The sequence below is a fragment of the Enterobacter cloacae complex sp. IR5418 genome, from assembly GCF_049238105.1.
Taxonomy (GTDB): Bacteria; Pseudomonadota; Gammaproteobacteria; order Enterobacterales; family Enterobacteriaceae; genus Enterobacter; species Enterobacter hormaechei.
This window is the reverse complement of the sequence record NZ_JBMKHS010000022.1, coordinates 1-18,861: the sequence shown is the minus strand read 5'-3', so window position 1 is coordinate 18,861 and position 18,861 is coordinate 1. Positions and strand designations below refer to the sequence as shown.

20 protein-coding genes, 1 tRNA gene and 3 pseudogenes are annotated in these 18,861 nt (G+C 54.9%); 15 read left to right on the top strand and 9 right to left on the bottom strand.

Annotated elements, in window-relative coordinates:
• Positions 1-90 precede the first annotated feature (90 nt).
• From plsY to ureG, 9 genes are all read left to right on the top strand, one after another.
• A complete protein-coding gene (gene plsY / locus ACOTX7_RS16505) occupies positions 91-705 on the top strand; it encodes a glycerol-3-phosphate 1-O-acyltransferase PlsY (protein ID WP_001272780.1) in 615 nt (204 codons plus the stop codon).
• Between the two features lie 111 nt (positions 706-816).
• Entirely contained in the window at positions 817-1,644 is an 828-nt protein-coding gene (locus tag ACOTX7_RS16500; protein ID WP_221813481.1) for an urease accessory protein UreD, read from the top strand.
• A gap of 10 nt (positions 1,645-1,654) precedes the next feature.
• A complete protein-coding gene (locus ACOTX7_RS16495; RefSeq protein ID WP_213828524.1) occupies positions 1,655-1,957 on the top strand; it encodes an urease subunit gamma in 303 nt (100 codons plus the stop codon).
• 10 nt (positions 1,958-1,967) lie between these two features.
• Positions 1,968-2,282, top strand: a complete 315-nt coding sequence (locus ACOTX7_RS16490) for an urease subunit beta (RefSeq protein ID WP_221256478.1) — start codon at positions 1,968-1,970, stop codon at positions 2,280-2,282.
• Positions 2,275-3,978: an urease subunit alpha gene (gene ureC / locus ACOTX7_RS16485; protein ID WP_221256479.1), complete on the top strand. Its 1,704-nt coding sequence runs from the start codon at positions 2,275-2,277 to the stop codon at positions 3,976-3,978. The genes ACOTX7_RS16490 and ureC overlap by 8 nt, the downstream gene beginning before the upstream one ends.
• A gap of 9 nt (positions 3,979-3,987) precedes the next feature.
• Positions 3,988-4,452: an urease accessory protein UreE gene (gene ureE / locus ACOTX7_RS16480; RefSeq protein ID WP_006812002.1), complete on the top strand. Its 465-nt coding sequence runs from the start codon at positions 3,988-3,990 to the stop codon at positions 4,450-4,452.
• 9 nt (positions 4,453-4,461) lie between these two features.
• Entirely contained in the window at positions 4,462-5,001 is a 540-nt protein-coding gene (locus ACOTX7_RS16475; protein ID WP_221256480.1) for a HupE/UreJ family protein, read from the top strand.
• A complete protein-coding gene (locus ACOTX7_RS16470) occupies positions 5,001-5,675 on the top strand; it encodes an urease accessory protein UreF (protein WP_221813483.1) in 675 nt (224 codons plus the stop codon). Before ACOTX7_RS16475 ends, ACOTX7_RS16470 begins: the two co-directional genes overlap by 1 nt.
• 9 nt (positions 5,676-5,684) lie before the next feature.
• On the top strand, positions 5,685-6,302 hold the full coding sequence (gene ureG, locus ACOTX7_RS16465) for an urease accessory protein UreG (RefSeq protein ID WP_221813485.1): 618 nt from the start codon (positions 5,685-5,687) through the stop codon (positions 6,300-6,302).
• Between the two features lie 33 nt (positions 6,303-6,335).
• Here ureG and ACOTX7_RS16460 read toward each other — a convergent pair whose 3' ends face one another.
• The gene (locus tag ACOTX7_RS16460) at positions 6,336-8,138 is read right to left on the bottom strand and encodes a serine protease (RefSeq protein WP_260630849.1); all 1,803 of its coding nucleotides are present in this window, start codon (positions 8,136-8,138) and stop codon (positions 6,336-6,338) included.
• A gap of 594 nt (positions 8,139-8,732) precedes the next feature.
• Here ACOTX7_RS16460 and ACOTX7_RS16455 point away from each other — a divergent pair.
• A complete protein-coding gene (locus ACOTX7_RS16455; protein WP_047355120.1) occupies positions 8,733-9,413 on the top strand; it encodes a LuxR C-terminal-related transcriptional regulator in 681 nt (226 codons plus the stop codon).
• A gap of 31 nt (positions 9,414-9,444) precedes the next feature.
• Here the strand turns inward: ACOTX7_RS16455 and tsaD are convergent, their stop codons facing one another.
• The gene (tsaD, locus tag ACOTX7_RS16450) at positions 9,445-10,458 is read right to left on the bottom strand and encodes a tRNA (adenosine(37)-N6)-threonylcarbamoyltransferase complex transferase subunit TsaD (RefSeq protein ID WP_006812008.1); all 1,014 of its coding nucleotides are present in this window, start codon (positions 10,456-10,458) and stop codon (positions 9,445-9,447) included.
• Between the two features lie 236 nt (positions 10,459-10,694).
• Here tsaD and rpsU point away from each other — a divergent pair, with 236 nt between their 5' ends.
• The 3 genes from rpsU to rpoD all read left to right on the top strand — a co-directional run bounded on the left by rpsU (position 10,695) and on the right by rpoD (position 14,781).
• Positions 10,695-10,910 carry a 30S ribosomal protein S21 gene (gene rpsU / locus ACOTX7_RS16445; protein ID WP_001144069.1) on the top strand — a complete coding sequence of 72 codons (216 nt, stop codon included), beginning with the start codon at positions 10,695-10,697 and terminating at the stop codon, positions 10,908-10,910.
• 115 nt (positions 10,911-11,025) lie between these two features.
• On the top strand, positions 11,026-12,771 hold the full coding sequence (gene dnaG, locus ACOTX7_RS16440; protein WP_221256483.1) for a DNA primase: 1,746 nt from the start codon (positions 11,026-11,028) through the stop codon (positions 12,769-12,771).
• 165 nt (positions 12,772-12,936) lie between these two features.
• A complete protein-coding gene (rpoD, locus tag ACOTX7_RS16435; RefSeq protein WP_006812010.1) occupies positions 12,937-14,781 on the top strand; it encodes an RNA polymerase sigma factor RpoD in 1,845 nt (614 codons plus the stop codon).
• A 94-nt stretch (positions 14,782-14,875) separates the two neighbouring features.
• On the opposite strand, the gene mug is transcribed toward rpoD, so the two are convergent.
• Positions 14,876-15,382 (bottom strand): G/U mismatch-specific DNA glycosylase, encoded by a 507-nt coding sequence (gene mug / locus ACOTX7_RS16430; RefSeq protein WP_006812011.1) that lies wholly within the window; start codon positions 15,380-15,382, stop codon positions 14,876-14,878.
• Positions 15,383-15,506: 124 nt separating this feature from the next.
• Here mug and ACOTX7_RS16425 point away from each other — a divergent pair.
• Positions 15,507-15,582 (top strand) — tRNA-Ile (locus ACOTX7_RS16425).
• A gap of 41 nt (positions 15,583-15,623) precedes the next feature.
• On the top strand, positions 15,624-15,887 hold the full coding sequence (locus tag ACOTX7_RS16420; protein WP_313899430.1) for a SymE family type I addiction module toxin: 264 nt from the start codon (positions 15,624-15,626) through the stop codon (positions 15,885-15,887).
• A gap of 39 nt (positions 15,888-15,926) precedes the next feature.
• On the opposite strand, the gene ACOTX7_RS16415 is transcribed toward ACOTX7_RS16420, so the two are convergent.
• From ACOTX7_RS16415 to ACOTX7_RS16390, 6 genes and pseudogenes are all read right to left on the bottom strand, one after another.
• Positions 15,927-16,223 (bottom strand): contact-dependent growth inhibition system immunity protein, encoded by a 297-nt coding sequence (locus tag ACOTX7_RS16415; protein WP_221813502.1) that lies wholly within the window; start codon positions 16,221-16,223, stop codon positions 15,927-15,929.
• A complete protein-coding gene (locus ACOTX7_RS16410) occupies positions 16,220-16,507 on the bottom strand; it encodes an RNase A-like domain-containing protein (RefSeq protein WP_221925161.1) in 288 nt (95 codons plus the stop codon). Before ACOTX7_RS16410 ends, ACOTX7_RS16415 begins: the two co-directional genes overlap by 4 nt.
• A gap of 78 nt (positions 16,508-16,585) precedes the next feature.
• Positions 16,586-16,819 (bottom strand): annotated as a pseudogene (locus ACOTX7_RS16405) (hemagglutinin repeat-containing protein); the annotation flags it as partial.
• Between the two features lie 77 nt (positions 16,820-16,896).
• Entirely contained in the window at positions 16,897-17,229 is a 333-nt protein-coding gene (locus ACOTX7_RS16400) for a hypothetical protein (RefSeq protein WP_205924490.1), read from the bottom strand.
• 720 nt (positions 17,230-17,949) lie between these two features.
• Positions 17,950-18,362, bottom strand: a pseudogene (locus ACOTX7_RS16395) (VENN motif pre-toxin domain-containing protein); the annotation flags it as partial.
• Positions 18,363-18,676: 314 nt separating this feature from the next.
• A pseudogene (locus ACOTX7_RS16390) lies at positions 18,677-18,861 on the bottom strand (hypothetical protein); the annotation flags it as partial.

The window sequence follows — 18,861 nt, the reverse complement described above, 5'->3', positions numbered from 1 at the left end:
TTGGCTAAACCGGATACCACTTCCGGCGAATTATGCGTATTATCCACAGATGCTGAGAATACAGATACATTTTCAAAACGGAACAGCGTTATGAGTGCAATCGCGCCTGGAATGATTATCCTCGCCTACCTTTGCGGCTCAATCTCCAGCGCCATTCTGGTCTGCCGCATCGCCGGGTTGCCTGACCCGCGTGAAAGTGGTTCCGGGAATCCGGGGGCGACCAATGTACTACGAATTGGCGGCAAGGGAGCAGCCGTAGCGGTTTTGATTTTTGATGTTCTGAAAGGAATGCTTCCCGTCTGGGGCGCGTATGCGCTCGGCGTTACACCCTTCTGGCTGGGGCTGATTGCCATCGCCGCCTGCGTCGGCCATATCTGGCCGGTTTTCTTTGGTTTTAAAGGCGGTAAAGGCGTTGCCACCGCGTTTGGCGCGATTGCGCCGATCGGCTGGGACTTAACCGGCGTCATGGCCGGGACCTGGCTGCTGACCATCCTGCTAAGCGGTTATTCGTCGCTGGGCGCCATCGTCAGCGCGCTGATCGCCCCGTTCTATGTCTGGTGGTTCAAACCGCAGTTTACCTTCCCGGTGTCGATGCTCTCCTGTCTGATCCTGTTGCGCCATCACGACAACATTCAGCGCCTGTGGCGTCGTCAGGAAACCAAGATCTGGACGAAGCTCAAAAGAAAGAAAAAAGAGCCAGAATAAAGCGCGCGACGTCAGTAACAGCGTCCTTATCCATAAGCGAGTCATATGACAGCCTTCATTTCCGCTAGGGCATACTGAAAAGTATCCCTCTGGCGCGCGAATGGAAGCACCATGTTAGCAACTCAGGTCACTGATAATTCATACAAAGGCTGGCAGGCCTCGCTTGCCCTCCAGTTTTGTCATACCCCTGAGAAAACCCGCCTCCATGCCGCGCGTCACACCGGACCGCTCACCGTTCAGCGTCCGTTTTATCCCGAAGGGGAAACCTGCCACCTTTACCTGCTGCACCCGCCAGGCGGAATTGTGGGCGGCGATACGCTGGATATCTCCGTGCGGCTCGACGCCAAAAGCCACGCGCTTATCACCATGCCCGGCGCCAGCAAGTTCTACCGCAGCAGCGGTCCGCAGGCACGTCTGAGTCAACATTTTTACCTCGACGAAGATGCCACGCTGGAGTGGCTGCCGCAGGACACCATTCTCTTTCCCGGCGCGAATGCCGCGCTGCGTTCCGTTTTCCACCTGAAGGCTTCCAGCACGCTGCTGGCGTGGGAGCTGTACTGCCTGGGCCGTCCGGTGATAAACGAAACCTTCACCCACGGCACGCTGGAGAGTCGCCTGGAGGTGTGGGTGGATGACGAACCGCAACTGATTGAGCGGCTGCATCTCAGCGATGGCGACCTTACGCCCGTCGCCGGTAAACCGTGGAGCGGCACCCTGCTGTTCTATCCGGCTACCGATGTTCACCTCGAAGCGGTGCGCGCGCTGCTCGCGCCACTGGAAAATTATGCCGGGGCAACACTCACCGATGACCTGCTGTCGGTGCGTTTTCTCTCCCACGACAACCTGATTTGCCAGCGGGTGATGCGCGATATCTGGCAGTCGCTTCGCCCGCTTCTCACCACCAAAACCGCCTGTTCGCCGCGTATCTGGCAGACATAAGAGAAACGCTATGGAACTGACACCCAGAGAAAAAGACAAGCTGTTGCTGTTCACCGCTGCGCTGGTTGCTGAGCGCCGCCTGGCGCGCGGGGTAAAGCTCAATTACCCGGAATCGGTCGCGCTGATCAGCGCCTTTATTATGGAAGGCGCGCGCGATGGCGAAACCGTCGCCTCGCTGATGGAGGCGGGCCGCCACGTCCTGAGGCGCGATCAGGTGATGGATGGCGTGCCGGAGATGATCCCGGATATACAGGTGGAGGCCACCTTCCCGGACGGATCCAAGCTCGTCACCGTCCACAACCCGATCGTGTGAGGAGCGCGTGATGATCCCAGGGGAATACCAGATCCAGCCCGGCACTATTGCGATCAACGTCGGGCGCGAAACCCGAAGCGTGATTGTTGAAAACCACGGCGACAGGCCGATCCAGGTCGGCTCGCACTACCACTTTTACGAGGTCAACCCGGCGCTGAAGTTTGACCGCGAAGGCACTAAAGGCTACCGGCTGAACATTCCGGCGGGCACCGCCGTGCGCTTCGAGCCGGGCCAGAAGCGGGAAGTGACGCTGGTGCAGGTGACGGGCGAGCAGCGCATTTTTGGCTTTCGCGGCGAGGTAATGGGCGAGGTGAAACATGGCTGAGATTTCGCGCCAGGCGTATGCCGATATGTTCGGCCCCACCACTGGCGATAAGGTAAGGCTGGCGGACAGCGAACTGTGGATCGAAGTGGAAGACGATCTCACCATCTACGGCGAAGAGGTCAAATTCGGCGGCGGAAAGGTGATCCGCGACGGCATGGGCCAGGGGCAGATGACCGCCGAAGAGTGTGTGGATCTGGTGCTCACCAATGCGCTGATCGTCGATCACTGGGGGATCGTGAAGGCCGATATTGGCGTCAGGAACGGGCGGATCTTCGCCGTCGGCAAAGCCGGAAACCCGGACATCCAACCCGGCGTGACGATCCCGATTGGCGCGGCAACGGAAGTGATCGCCGCCGAAGGGAAGATCGTCACCGCTGGCGGGATCGACACCCACATCCACTGGATCTGTCCGCAACAGGCGGAAGAGGCGCTGGTGTCTGGCGTCACCACCATGATCGGCGGCGGCACCGGCCCCGCGGCAGGTACGAACGCCACCACCTGTACGCCGGGGCCGTGGTATATCGCCCGCATGTTGCAGGCCGCCGATACGCTGCCGGTGAATTTTGGCCTGCTGGGCAAAGGGAACGGTTCAAACCCGGACGCCCTGCGCGAGCAGATCGCGGCAGGCGCTATCGGGCTTAAGATCCACGAGGACTGGGGCGCGACGCCCGCCGCGATCAACTGCTCGCTGGAGGTGGCCGAAGAGATGGACATTCAGGTGGCGCTGCACAGCGATACGCTGAACGAGTCCGGTTTTGTCGAAGATACGCTGGCGGCCATCGGCGGGCGCACCATCCACACCTTCCACACCGAAGGCGCGGGCGGCGGCCATGCGCCGGATATCATCACCGCCTGCGCGCACCCAAATATTCTGCCCTCTTCCACCAACCCGACGCTGCCTTACACGGTCAACACCATCGACGAGCATCTGGACATGCTGATGGTCTGTCATCATCTCGACCCGGATATCGCCGAGGACGTGGCGTTTGCCGAATCCCGCATTCGCCGGGAGACCATCGCCGCCGAAGACGTGCTGCACGATATCGGCGCGTTCTCGCTCACCTCTTCAGATTCACAGGCGATGGGCCGCGTGGGGGAAGTGATTATCCGCACCTGGCAGGTGGCGCACCGCATGAAGGTGCAGCGCGGCGCACTGCCGGAAGAGACGGGCGAAAACGATAACTTCCGCGTGAAGCGCTATGTCGCCAAATACACCATCAACCCGGCGCTGACCCACGGCATTGCCCATGAAGTGGGATCGATTGAGGCGGGCAAGCTGGCGGATCTGGTGGTCTGGTCCCCGGCGTTCTTTGGCGTTAAACCCGCCACCATCGTCAAAGGCGGGATGATCGCCTGCGCGCCGATGGGCGATATCAACGCCTCGATCCCCACGCCGCAGCCGGTGCATTACCGCCCGATGTTTGGTGCCCTTGGTGCCGCGCGCCACGCCACGCGGCTGACGTTTATCTCGCAGGCGGCTCATGCCAGCGGCATTCCGCAGCAGCTCAACCTGCAAAGCGCCACCGCAGTGGTGAGAGGCTGCCGGACGGTGAAAAAGGCCGACATGATCCACAACGATTTACAGCCGAATATCACCGTTGACTCGCAAACCTATGAGGTGCGCGTCGACGGCGAACTGATCACCAGCGAACCGGCAGAGGTTCTGCCGATGGCGCAACGCTATTTTCTGTTTTGAGGAGTGATAATGATCTGTTTAACCCAACGCCTTGACCACGCGCACCCGATTACCGCCAGCGTCACGCTGCCGATTGACGTGCGGGTGAAAAGCCGCGCCCGCGTGGCGCTGAACGACGGTCGCGAAGCCGGGCTAATGCTACCGCGCGGTTTGCTGCTGCGCGGCGGGGATCTGCTGACTACCGACGACGGCAGCGAAGTGATCGAAGTGATCGCCGCCCCGGAGTCGGTTTCCGTGGTGCGCTGCGCCGACCCGTTCCTGCTCGCCCGCGCCTGTTATCACCTGGGTAACCGTCACGTGCCGCTGCAAATCATGCCCGGCGAACTGCGCTATCACCACGACCACGTCCTCGACGACATGCTGCGTCAGTTCGGGCTGGAGGTGGCCTTCGCCAGCCTGCCGTTTGAACCGGAAGCGGGCGCTTACACCAGCGATGCCCACAGCCATAGCCACTCTCACGCTCATTCACATTAAGGACTCATCATGCGTAAGTATTTGCCCTTGTTACTGCTGGCTTTTTCCGTTCCGGCGCTTGCCCATCCGGGACACGGTACCGACAGCTTTCAGGCCGGGTTTCTCCACCCGCTGACCGGGTTTGATCACCTGCTGATGCTGACGGGCGCGGGCGTGCTCTCGGCACTGAGCGGCCGCAAACGCCTGCTGCCGTTTGCGACGCTCGGGATGATGCTTGCTGGCGCCGTTGCGGGCAGCCTGCTCGGCGGCTTTAGCGGCATGGAGATGCTGATTATCGCCTCGCTGGCGGTCTGCGGCGTGATGATGTTTAAGACTGAAAACCGCCTGCTGCTGGCGGTGCCTGCCCTGGCGATGTTCCACGGCTGGGCGCACGGGGTGGAGATGTCCGGCCACAGCTTCTGGCTGTTCACCAGCGGGTTTATGCTCGCCAGCGCCACGGTGCTGTGCGCCAGCTTTGCCGCGGGGCGGCTGCTGCGCCGTCACGACGGCCTGCGTAAAACCTTCGGCGGCGGGTTGATTGCCTCCGCTCTGCTGGCGCTGATCGCCTGATGGAGCACGCCCGCCAGCGGCTGCGCCTGATGCAGCTCTCCAGCAGCAGCCTTCCGGTCGGGTCGTTTACCTGGTCGCAGGGGCTGGAGTGGGCCGTGGAAGCGGGCTGGGTCACGGACGCAGGGGCCTTCAAGCGCTGGCAGATCCAGCAGATGGAGCAGAGCTTTTTCTGCGTGGATCTGCCGCTGTTTATCCGTCTTTATCAGGCCAGTGAGCGTAGCGATCTTACACATGCGAAATGCTGGACGGCATACCTGCTCGCCTGCCGGGAAACGTGCGAGCTGCGCGAAGAGGAGCGCAACCGCGGGGCGGCCTTTACGCGACTGATTAAGAGCTGGGAGCCTGACTGTCCGCCCGAATGGCTACCGCTGTTTATGCAAAGCCAGCTTAGCGGCATGGCGTGGCTCGGCGTGCGCTGGGGCATTAGCGCGCGCGAGCTGGCGCTGAGCCTCGGCTATAGCTGGATTGAGAGCGCGGTGATGGCGGGCGTCAAGCTGGTGCCGTTTGGTCAGCAGGCGGCACAACAGCTGATTATCGACCTGAGTGACCACTACGCCGCTGGTTTTGAACAGGCATTTTTAGGTGGCGACGACGCGCTGGGGGCAGCGACGCCGCTCTCTGCCATCGCCTCCGCGCGCCACGAAACCCAATATTCACGATTATTCCGTTCCTGAGGAGTCAACATGGCTGATTACAAACATCCCTTGCGCGTGGGCGTGGGTGGCCCGGTAGGGTCGGGCAAAACCGCGCTGCTGGAAGCGCTCTGCAAGGCGATGCGCGACACCTACCATCTTGCGGTGGTGACCAACGATATCTACACCAAAGAAGATCAGCGCATCCTGACCGAGGCGGGTGCGCTGGAGCCGGAGCGCATCGTGGGCGTGGAGACGGGCGGCTGCCCGCATACCGCTATCCGGGAAGATGCTTCAATGAATCTGGCGGCGGTGGAAGCGTTAAGCGAGAAATTCGGCAATCTGGATCTGATCTTCGTGGAAAGCGGCGGCGACAACCTGAGCGCGACCTTCAGTCCGGAGCTGGCGGACCTGACCATCTACGTGATCGACGTGGCCGAAGGGGAAAAAATCCCACGCAAGGGCGGACCGGGGATCACCAAATCCGACTTTCTGGTGATCAACAAAACCGATCTCGCGCCGTACGTGGGTGCGTCGCTGGAAGTGATGGAGCGCGATACCAACCGCATGCGCGGCGAGCGTCCGTGGACGTTTACCAACCTGAAGGCGGGTGACGGTCTGGCGACGATTATTGCGTTTCTGGAAGAGAAAGGGATGCTGCTGTTCTGAAAAAAGGCCTGGCATAGCGCCAGGCCGTGAGGGTTATTTACAGCTGTTATTGGCAGCACCCTGTTCGCGCCATGCACCCCACTGGCCGCCGGTGCCCGGCGTTTCCTGTCCCGGGTTGACATACCACTGGTTGAACCAAACTTTACCGTTGTAAGACACTTTGGTGCACTGGATTGGATAGGCAATTTTAGCGTTATAGGCGGGCGCCGCTGGATTTACCGGAGTGTCATCCGTCGCCGGGGTATCATCCGTCGCAGGGGTATCATCCGTCGTCGGAGTGTCATCCTTAGCCGGAGTGTCATCCGTCGCAGGCACCGCTGGCTTACTGACGTTAATGGTCATACTGTCCGTCGCGGTTCGCCCATCCGCGCCGGTCGTCGTCAGCGTAAAGGTCGCTTCCCCCTCGCTGTTGGCAGGAATGACGGCATAGGCATGTGCGCTGTCCACGCTTTTCACCAGCGTGCCGTTGAGTGTTGCCTCCAGGGAGAAGGTTTCCGCCCCTTTCGTCACACTCCAGTTATACGATTTGGCATTCAGGCTCTTGCTGCCGTCCAGCGGGTAGGTGCTCACGCCCGTGGTCGGTGAAACCATGGTATGATCCGCGCCAGCAACCGCCGTTGGGGCCGGTGCGGCAGGCGTGCCACCGTCTTTTAGCGCCAAAATACGGGCGACAGCACGTTCCATATCAGGCTGAGTCCCCACTTTTGCCGAATCTCCGTTCGCCAGTGGCGTACCGGTCTCCGCCAGGATCTGACGCATCTGACGCGGCGTCACGGTAATACCGTTGGCTTTGGCGATACCTGACAGGCTTGCTACCACACCCGCAATAATCGGGTTCGCGGAAGAGGTTCCCCCAAACGTCGAGGTATAAAAATCGTTAGCGCCCGCATTTTTATAAAGATCGCCATACCCTGTGGTCACCACATCCCAGCAGCCCCATGCAGCGCTGGTGACGCGCGAGCCATAGGTGCTGAACGACGCTTTTTTACCGTCTTTTGCACAAAACGCCCCGGCCAGGATAGCCCCGGAGTCCCGCACATTGACATCAAACGCCCCCCGGAACCCCGGGCTGTCCAGGTTGACATTCCCGTTACCTGCCGCCTCAATAACGTAAATGCCTTTATCCGTCAGCGCTTTAATCACATCGTAATAGGCAGGCTCAGACTCCATTGCGATCCAGCAATCCTTCGTACAACCCGCGGGATAACCGCCCGCTACGTGAATCCCGATCTGCACCACATCGCCAGCGTTTAACTGCGGAATTAAATTATAGAGGTTATTATGCGCTGAGGCAGAATACCCCAGTCGGCTTTTCCAGCTGATCCCCCGAATACCGGTGCCAATATCTTTCGCCGCCATAATCCCGACTGAGGCGGTGTCATGATCCTGCTTATCAATATAAGTCGTCTTTCCTGAACTGAGGCTTATCGGCGGTAAGTTGATATGGTTGCTGTTCCAGGGATAAATCTCCGTTGAAATAATCGTCACCCCCTCACCCGCACTGCCTGCATAGTGATCGACGCTCTCGCGGTTAACGCCACCCATATAATAACCGGTGCGTTTAACATCCGGAGCTTTGAGATAATCCTGCTTATTGCGGAAATCCGGCGCTGCGGCAGCCGTTAAATTTCCATTCACCGAAGACTTCAACGACGACGCAAGAGCCGTGACATCCAACGATACCGGTTCGGCCTCCGGATAAACCAGCTCGACGTTCTGATTCTGCTCCAGCTCTGTAATAATATGGTTAATATATGTTTTATCCTGGCTTTTCTCTTTCGGTAACGCGATGCGCAGATAGCGGTCGAAGCCATAGCGCTTATTGAGTTCCGTCAACTCGGATGACTGGGCTGAACTACGCAGATTAGTCGGCCTGAACATATTAGTTGGTGTAAGGGAAGTGTCGCTCAGGGTAATTTTATTGTTTGTCGCTTTTAACAAACCTGTCGTCGGCTTTAGTTTGACTACAATTGCGTTGTAGGTAGCATTATCCTGTGCCAACTCGTTTTGCACAGAATATTCAGCCGCAGCAGAAAATGAAATTGCCGCACAAATAAAAAGAGACAGGGCACTTTTCTTCATGATACTCACGGTTCCTTTGTGAATTGAAATTTCTCCTTTTTCACTCTCTCTGATATATGCACCGTGAAGAATAAGAGCAGCCTGATCTGTGGGACAGACATTTCTCTCATTAAATAAGAAAATTCTACATCATGATATTTTATATTTCGCAATGCGAGGATACACTCAGATACAAAAAACGTAAGCATTAATCATAATGAAATAATCAACATGCGCCGCCGTTAAAAATATTCTCATCGCTGCTGCGATTTTAACGCGACCTGGATTTTAATAACGATATATCTTGCGAGGTGTTCCAACCGCCGTTGGCCCCGCCATTATCATGAAAGGGTAATACAACGCAGCATTATGGACATTAAAATCGTTATCGCTGAAGAATCCTCGTTGATTCGTCGCGGCTTATCCTCAATGATGCCAGCGCTCTCGTTACCCACCTCCGGCATGAATCAGAGGTGTGTGCTAACCGGAGAGGCTGCCTCTTCCGCTGAACTTCTTTCGCTTCTGGGCCAGCATCACCCCGATATCGTTATCCTGGGCTATTCACTGACAACCAGCCTGAGCCGACCTCCGCTTGCGGGTATGGACGGTCTGAAGCTATTGAGATGGCTCAATCAGACCTATCCTGCGATCAACGTTATCCTGATCTCACCCTATGCCAACGCCATGCTTATTCGTCAGGCGCTAAAGGAAGGCGTGAAATCGTATTTGTCGCGTGATATCAACGAGAAAACCTTAAGCCAGGCGATTGCAACGGTCCTGAAAGGGGAGATCTATATCGAAAGCCAGCTGGTTAATATGCTTTTTCGTCATGAGATGACAGATATAGAAAAACTCTCGCCGCGGGAAATTGATGTGCTGCGTCTGATTTGTAAGGGATTACATTTGAAGGATATTGCCCAGCATATGCACCTGAGCATCAAAACGGTCAGTGCGCATAAGATCCGGGCGATGGAAAAGCTGGATGTGCAAAACGACTGCCAGCTTTACTCGTTGATCATCAAGAACCAGATGTTCGACATCAGGATGTAAACCTCCCCCGTCGCGACGACGGGAGAGCCGTTTATGCCTCCGGCAGTTCCGCCAGCGGCCAGCGTGGACGTACGGACACGCTCAGGTCAGCCGTTGCGCCAGCATTCAGGCGTACCATTCCGGCGTAAGCGATCATCGCCCCGTTATCGGTACAAAATTCCGGACGGGCGTAGAACACTTCCCCGCGGCGCTTTTGCATCATCTCCGCGAGCTTCGCGCGCAGCGTACGGTTGGCGCTGACGCCGCCCGCCATCACCAGGCGCTTAAAGCCGGTCTGATCCAGCGCGCGTTTGCACTTGATCATCAGCGTATCCACCACCGCGTCTTCAAACGCGCGGGCGATATCGGCACGCGTCTGCTCACTGTCATCGTTATTGCGGATGGTATTCGCCGCGAAGGTTTTCAGCCCGGAGAAGCTGAAATCCAGCCCCGGACGGTCAGTCATTGGGCGCGGGAAGACAAAGCGCCCTTCCGTACCCTGCGCGGCCATTTTCGACAGCATCGGGCCGCCCGGGTAATCCAGACCCAGCAGCTTGGCGGTTTTGTCGAAGGCTTCACCAGCGGCATCGTCGATCGACTCGCCCAGCAACTCGTACTTGCCAATGCCCGTGACGCTAATCAACTGCGTATGACCGCCGGAGACCAGCAGCGCCACAAACGGGAACGCAGGCGGATTGTCTTCCAGCATCGGCGCCAGAAGATGCCCTTCCATATGGTGAACCGGAATCGCTGGCACATCCCACGCGAAGGCCAGAGAACGGCCGACCGTTGCGCCGACCAGCAGCGCGCCGACCAGACCCGGACCTGCGGTATAGGCCACGGCATCAATATCGGTTGAGCTTAACCCGGCCTCTTTCAGCGCCGCCTGAATCAGGGGAACCGTTTTGCGCACGTGGTCACGAGAGGCCAGTTCAGGCACGACGCCGCCGTAGTCAGCGTGCAATTTCACCTGACTATACAGTTGGTTGGCCAGAAGCCCTTTTTCGTCGTCGTAAATGGCGATGCCGGTTTCATCGCAGGATGTTTCAATACCCAGTACACGCATGACTTGTTTTACCTCGTTTCAATACCGCGCAGTGTAGAGCCTGGGCGGGTTGATGTAAAACTTTGTTCGCCCCAGGAGGAAGGCTCGTGTATACTCCTCACCCTTATTAAAGTCCCTTTCAAAATCGCATCGGTGCTTTACAAAGCAGCAGCATTTGCAGTAAAATTCCGCACCATTTTGAAATAAGCTGGCGTTGATGCCAGCGGCAAACCGAATTTATCAAAGGTGAGAGTTACATGCCGGTAATTAAAGTACGTGAAAACGAGCCGTTCGACGTAGCACTGCGTCGCTTCAAACGTTCATGCGAGAAAGCAGGTGTTCTGGCTGAAGTTCGTCGTCGTGAGTTTTATGAAAAACCAACGACCGAACGTAAGCGCGCTAAAGCTTCCGCTGTGAAACGTCACGCGAAGAAACTGGCTCGCGAAAACGCACGCCGTACTCGTCTGTACTAATCTGTTGAGGGCTACAGCCCTCAATTGACAGACAGAGTTGTAGTCGTAAGGCCGTGCTTCCGGAAGGAATGCGCGGCTTGTTTTCGTTTATAAGTCGCTTAAATTTTTGGGGCATATGGCCGGAAGAATCCCACGCGTTTTCATCAATGACCTGCTTGCCAGAACCGACATCGTCGATCTCATCGACGCGCGGGTGAAGCTAAAAAAGCAGGGCAAGAACTACCATGCGTGCTGTCCGTTCCATAATGAAAAAACCCCCTCTTTCACCGTAAACGGTGAAAAACAGTTCTACCATTGCTTCGGCTGTGGCGCACACGGTAATGCCGTCGATTTTTTGATGAACTACGACAAGCTCGAGTTCGTTGAAACCGTCGAAGAGCTGGCGGCGATGCATAACCTTGAAGTGCCGTATGAAGCGGGCAGTGGGCCAAGTCAGATCGAGCGCCATCAGCGGCAAACGCTGTATCAACTGATGGATGGCCTGAATTCGTTTTACCAACAGTCTCTTAAGCACTCTGCGGCTGAGCCTGCGCGTCAGTATCTGAACAAGCGCGGACTGAGCGACGATGTGATTGCGCGTTTCGCTATTGGTTACGCCCCGCCCGGCTGGGACAACGTATTAAAGCGTTTTGGCGGCAATAGCGAAGATCGTAAATCCCTCATCGACGCAGGCATGCTGGTCACCAACGACCAGGGACGAAGCTACGACCGCTTCCGTGAACGGGTGATGTTCCCGATCCGCGACAAGCGTGGCCGGGTAATAGGTTTTGGTGGTCGCGTGCTGGGTGATGCCCTGCCGAAATACCTTAACTCCCCGGAAACCGATATTTTCCATAAGGGCCGCCAGCTTTACGGTCTTTATGAGGCACAGCAGGATAATGCGGAACCTCCGCGTCTTCTGGTCGTCGAAGGCTATATGGACGTTGTTGCGCTGGCGCAGTACGACATTAACTATGCCGTTGCGTCGTTGGGAACGTCCACCACGGCGGATCATATCCAGCTGCTGTTCCGCGTGACGAACAACGTGATTTGCTGTTACGACGGTGACCGCGCAGGACGCGATGCCGCCTGGCGCGCGCTGGAAACCGCGCTGCCGTATATGACCGACGGGCGTCAGCTACGCTTTATGTTCCTGCCCGACGGTGAAGACCCGGATACGCTGGTACGTAAAGAGGGTAAAGCGGCATTTGAAGCGCGGATGGAGCAGGCTCAGCCGCTCTCCACGTTTTTGTTTAACAGCCTGATGCCGCAGGTTGATTTGAGTACCCCTGACGGGCGCGCGCAGCTCAGCACGCTGGCGCTGCCGTTAATCAGCCAGGTGCCCGGTGAAACGCTGCGCATCTATCTGCGTCAGGAATTAGGCAACAAGCTCGGCATTCTGGATGACAGTCAGCTTGAACGTTTAATGCCTAAACACGCTGAAAACGGCACGGTACGCACCGCGCCTCAGCTAAAACGCACAACCATGCGTATACTGATAGGGTTGCTGGTGCAAAACCCCGAACTTGCTCCGCAAGTGCCGTCGCTGGCGGGTTTGAACCACGAAAAATTGCCCGGGCTTGGCTTATTTTCAGAATTGGTCAACACTTGTTTGTCTCAGCCAGGTCTGACCACCGGACAACTTTTAGAGTATTATCGCGGCACAAAAGAGGCCGCTACCCTTGAAAAACTGTCGATGTGGGACGATATAGCAGATAAGGATATTGCAGAAAAAACGTTCACCGACTCACTCAACCATATGTTTGATTCGATGCTTGAGTTGCGCCAGGAAGAGTTGATAGCTCGCGAGCGCACACATGGCCTGAGCAGCGAAGAACGCCGGGAGCTCTGGATGATTAACCAGGAACTGGCGAAGAAATAAGTCAAAGACAACAGTATTTAACGGCTTAAGTGCCGAATATCGATCGGGAAGCCCCCGGCAGCCGCACTGAGAGGCAGCGGCAAAAATATAAGTACGCCCTCGCTTTAAAGGTTGGCAGCCCTATCGCCGACACCAATCAAACGAATTAAGTGTGGATACCGTCTTATGGAGCAAAACCCGCAGTCACAGCTGAAACTTCTTGTCCAACGCGGTAAGGAGCAAGGCTATCTGACCTATGCCGAGGTCAATGACCATCTGCCGGAAGATATCGTCGATTCAGATCAGATCGAAGATATCATCCAAATGATCAATGACATGGGCATTCAGGTGATGGAAGAAGCACCGGATGCCGATGATCTGTTGCTGGCTGAAACCTCCAACAACACTGACGAAGATGCGGAAGAAGCTGCTGCACAGGTACTGTCCAGCGTGGAATCTGAAATCGGGCGTACGACTGACCCGGTCCGCATGTACATGCGCGAAATGGGTACCGTTGAACTGTTGACCCGCGAAGGCGAAATTGACATCGCAAAACGCATCGAAGACGGGATCAACCAGGTTCAGTGCTCTGTTGCCGAATACCCGGAAGCGATTACCTATCTGCTGGAGCAGTACGATCGCGTTGAAGCGGAAGAAGCGCGTCTGTCCGATCTGATCACTGGCTTTGTCGACCCGAACGCTGAAGAAGACATGGCGCCAACCGCCACTCACGTCGGTTCTGAGCTGTCTCAGGAAGAGATGGATGATGACGAAGACGAAGATGAAGAAGAAGACGACGACAGCAGCGACGACGATAACAGCATCGACCCTGAACTGGCGCGTGAGAAGTTTGCCGAGCTGCGTACCCAGTACGAAGTGACGCGTGACACTATCAAAGCGAAAGGCCGCAGCCATGCCGCCGCTCAGGAAGAGATCCTGAAGCTGTCTGAAGTGTTCAAACAGTTCCGCCTGGTGCCAAAACAGTTCGACTACCTGGTGAACAGCATGCGCGTGATGATGGATCGCGTACGTACCCAGGAACGTATCATCATGAAGCTGTGCGTTGAACAGTGCAAAATGCCGAAGAAGAACTTCATCACCCTCTTCACCGGCAATGAAACCAGCGAAACCTGGTTCAACGCCGCTATCGCGATGAACAAGCCGTGGTCTGAAAAGCTGCACGACGTGAAAGAAGATGTGCAGCGCGGCCTGCAAAAACTGCATCAGATTGAAGAAGAGACCGGCCTGACCATTGAGCAGGTGAAAGACATCAACCGTCGTATGTCCATCGGTGAAGCGAAAGCCCGCCGTGCGAAGAAAGAGATGGTTGAAGCGAACTTACGTCTGGTTATCTCTATCGCCAAAAAATACACCAACCGTGGCCTGCAATTCCTGGATCTGATTCAGGAAGGCAACATCGGTCTGATGAAAGCGGTAGATAAGTTTGAATACCGTCGTGGTTACAAGTTCTCCACCTATGCTACCTGGTGGATCCGTCAGGCGATCACCCGATCTATCGCAGACCAGGCGCGCACCATCCGTATTCCGGTGCATATGATTGAGACCATCAACAAACTCAACCGTATCTCTCGCCAGATGTTGCAGGAGATGGGTCGCGAGCCGACGCCGGAAGAGCTGGCTGAACGCATGCTGATGCCGGAAGACAAGATCCGTAAGGTGCTGAAAATCGCTAAAGAGCCAATCTCTATGGAAACACCAATCGGTGATGATGAAGATTCGCATCTGGGTGATTTCATCGAGGATACCACCCTCGAGCTGCCGCTGGACTCTGCCACCACCGAGAGCCTGCGTGCCGCTACGCACGACGTTCTGGCTGGCCTGACCGCCCGTGAAGCAAAAGTACTGCGTATGCGTTTCGGTATCGACATGAACACCGACCATACGCTGGAAGAAGTGGGTAAACAGTTTGACGTGACCCGCGAACGTATCCGTCAGATCGAAGCGAAGGCGCTGCGTAAACTGCGCCATCCGAGCCGTTCTGAAGTGCTGCGTAGCTTCCTGGACGATTAATCGGTCCTGAAATGAAAAAGCTCCCTTCGGGGAGCTTTTTTTTCCTCTCCTTGTGGGCGAGGCTCAGGGTGAAGGCATCATGCCCCAGTGGCCCCTAAAGCCCCCTCACCATCAGCGCCTCATCCAGTTCCCGATACGCCTCTACCAGCTTATCCAGCGTCGCCCTGTTCAGCCCGCTCGGGTTGGGCAACACCCAGACCTGCGTTACGCCGATAGTAATGTTCTGCTTACCCCATTTAGCCCCGCGCTGGCTGAACGCCTGTTCGTAGGCCTGCTTGCCGAGAATAGCCAGCGCGGCTGGCTGGTAGTCTTCAATCTTCTTAACCAGCTCTCGCCCGCCGCTTCGCAGTTCATGCAGATTGACCTCACTTGCCTGTACCGTAGGCCGCTCGACCAGCATGGTAATACCGCAGCGCGTATCCAGCAGATGCTGCTCCTCTTCCGGTTTGAGTAATCTGTCGGTGAACCCGGCCTGATAGATCACCTTCCAGAAGCGATTCCCCGGATGAGCAAAGTGAAAACCGGTGTGCGCCGATGACTTGCCAGGATTGATACCGCAGAACACCACCCGCAGGCCAGGGGCCAGAATATCGTTGATCATCTTTACTCCTGTCTATGCATCTTAAGATAAGTATAAAGGATTGATTATGCATTGTTTATAAAAACAGCAGGCAGGTGTGAATGGCTGGATTGCTGAGGGGAGTTACTTTATAATTCACCGCCACGGCCCCTTAGCTCAGTGGTTAGAGCAGGCGACTCATAATCGCTTGGTCGCTGGTTCAAGTCCAGCAGGGGCCACCAGATATCAGGGACTTACGAGAAATCGTGAGTCCTTTTGTTTTTTGGGGTGGCATTCACAGGTATTGAAGGTAAGGATCACGCAGGCAGGATTTACCGACGGGATGCCGGTAAAAATCAGGGTGATGCCGGACTGCATCGTTATTACCACCCAGAACACCCGCGAGCTGTGGGGCTGCGCCGAGGGGCTGAGCATGACTTACGTCAACCGGCAGAAGATGAAGCTGTGGTTAGGAGAGTTTCCGGGGGCGCTGAATGACACCGGCGACGTGCCGGTGATTAAGCGCCGTGACGGGCACTGTATGTAACGGCTGATAAAAAGATCCCGGCTCGATGGCCGGGACTGATCATTTTATTTGAATACTTATATGTTTCAGCCATTCTCCAGACGAAGGCCATTCATTAGGGTAATAATAATTACAATCAATTTGATTAAGCAGTATGTCCTGCAATTCATCATTTGATAGCGAAAGAGCCAACAGATAATCTATTTCAGATTTCAGCTGCAACTGCTCTTCCACAGTTTCAGTAGCTTTGTAAGCAGCTAATGTTTCATCCGCATTACCAAATAGCACCTCAAAATCTTGGTTAAAATAGCACCTTAAAAGATATGTAAGAGATGGGTATTTTTCTCTAATATTCATTGTGTTGGATATCCAGTAATAATTTTATAGCCATCCGGCATTGAAGGATCTCTTCCTATAATGATTCTGGCATTTGTTGCAGGTACAGCACTTGTCGAACCGCGAGTAACACTTATGCCAATAGGAGTAGAGGATTGATTGTCAAGCTCTAAATAGCCTTTTTGGCTACCAGATAAATAATCTTGGATCTTTGCTTGGTTACTATCAATGGCTTTACTTGTTACAGCCTCTGCAACAGCCCTATCTGTAAATGTAGATGCTGTTTTTGTGTTGCCTGTAGACACTCAATCGAATAACTCCGCTTCAGATTTTCCAACATGTCGATCACTCAAATGACCGCCTGCTTTTTCATGAGCGGCTAACCCGCCGCTGCCTGCAAACAGGCCGCTCTGCTCCTGCACCGAGTCGTAGTCGCTGGTCATTTTGTCGCGGCTGACATTGATGCTGCCCGAGAAACCGCCTGCACCAAAGGTGTAACCCACACCGCCGCTGACGCTGTTCTGCCTGCTGTTGTAGTGGTCGCTGTCCTGCGTACTGGCTATCGTCAGGTCGCGCCCGATATCCGCCACCACGGCGTCGCCGCTCAGCCGCGAGCCTTTCTCCCGCGTCGCACTGTAACGGGCATTTTTCCTGATCGATAAAAGTAAGATCCCGGCTCGGTGGCCGGGATCGTTCATTTATTAGAATACGACTCTGGAAGCCTGTAACTCTCTGGAATATCCGGCCATGAATCATGTTTATTGATCAATATGGCATCGTCAATAATATCCTGATAAAGATTAGAGAGATTTAAAGAAGCTATTCTGACTCTGGTTAGCGCACATTGAATAGCTATTTTGTCATTTTTCTCTATCGTCTGACTTAACAACGTCACTGCTGATTTAAACTCATTGGCATAACCATCATAATTTTCATATGAATAAAAAATATTCAGTTCTTCCTGAGTGTTTTTATCAGGGGAGATCATTGTAAAGCAACTTTTAAGCTCTTCAAGAATATCAATCATTTAAGCTTCCTTCCGCAGCTTTAGTCTTTGATTCATTGATTGTTCCATCCAAATTCAGTACAGCCCTAAAATTCCCTCGTTTATCAAAAACTTCAATGTGATTCTTATGCTGCCCATCCAGATAAAACTGGTCACCTTTCTTAATATGGTCGCCAATATCTCCGGTGGCTTTGTAAACGCTTTGCCCCTGATACTGTTGACTTGATTTCTGTGCAGTATTTTTAACATCACTACCGAACCCAGGTTGTTTCAGAAATTCATTCATATTCCCGACAGCACCCTGATTAGGCTGATATTTTCCACCTTTATTAATCCCGGCAGCAATCCCCGCAGCGCTGGTTCCAACAACCTGCGCTAACGAGTTAACGGCAAGCTGTTTCGCTTCTTCTGAATCACCGGACATCAGCGCATTGTGGATTGCTGCATTTCTGTCCGCTTCAAGCTGCGGCAGCACCACCTGAAGATAAGCCCACTCCTGCTTTTCTTCTGTCGTCAGGTTGCCCGTGCTATGAAGTTTATCACTAAGCTCGCCAAGACGGTTTGCATATGCCGTCTGTAGTCCACCAACTTCGTTAGCCTTGTCAACGCAGGCCTGAGCACCTTTACATTCAACAACACTCTTATGCTGCTCAGCATTCTGTTGTTTGTACTTCTCAGTAACCCCGGTTTCGCAGCCCGAATTCCCCTGACACTGAGACAGCTCTTTAATGCGGTCCTGGTTCTGACCGACACTCAGCGAGTTATTCTCAACCGCATTCTTCCCGCCCTGCGCCCCCGCAGCAGCCGACGCCGTACTGTCTCCCGCCAGCCCTCCGGCTATCCCCGCCGATATCGTTGCCAGCGTGCTGACCGTCTGCTTCTGCTCCTCGCTCAGCGTCGACAAATCTTTGACGTCAGGATACAGCATACCCGCTATCGCCTTCGCCGCAAGCTCTCCCGTCGCCGCGCCCGCTGCTGCACTGTTCCCTGAAGTGCTGCAACCGCGCCACCAGTATCGCATGTGCGATGGTGTTGACCGCCGGATTACCCTCCGTCTGTTTCAGCAGGTGCGCCAGCTCGGGGGCCGAGGCCCCCGCCAGTGCACCGGTGATATCACCGCCCGCCAGCCCCTGAAGCGCCGCCGTTGCCGCCTGCCGGTGTACAAACGGGGTAACGGGAATTTTTCCTGACGACTAAAAGGCTCGCCGGCCGGGATCTTTCAACTATCGGTAGCGTTTATAATGCCTGTAGTAGAGATACCAACATCCGACGGCAACTATTACACCGGTGAAACAAGCAGCTTTGGTATATTTGAATGTATCAGTCCAAGATAGCTCAAATGGAATCCCATAGGAAAAAGATACATATATCCTAATCAGAATATATAAAACTAAAAACATGATAACGAACATAGGTATGCAAACAATAAATAAATAAAGAAGAACACGTAACCAATATTTACCAGCCATTATTCTTCTCCCCCTATTTTATTTGCCATCGCTTTACCTGCTTGATCATTAAGCATTTCTGTAGTAGCGCTACTCATTGCGTTTCCAGCTATCCCAGGCAACGGGCTTTGTGGCGTAGGCATGGATATTCCCATATCTAGTTTTGTCCATTCCCAATTTTTCCAGTTTGGATTGGCTTTGTTGA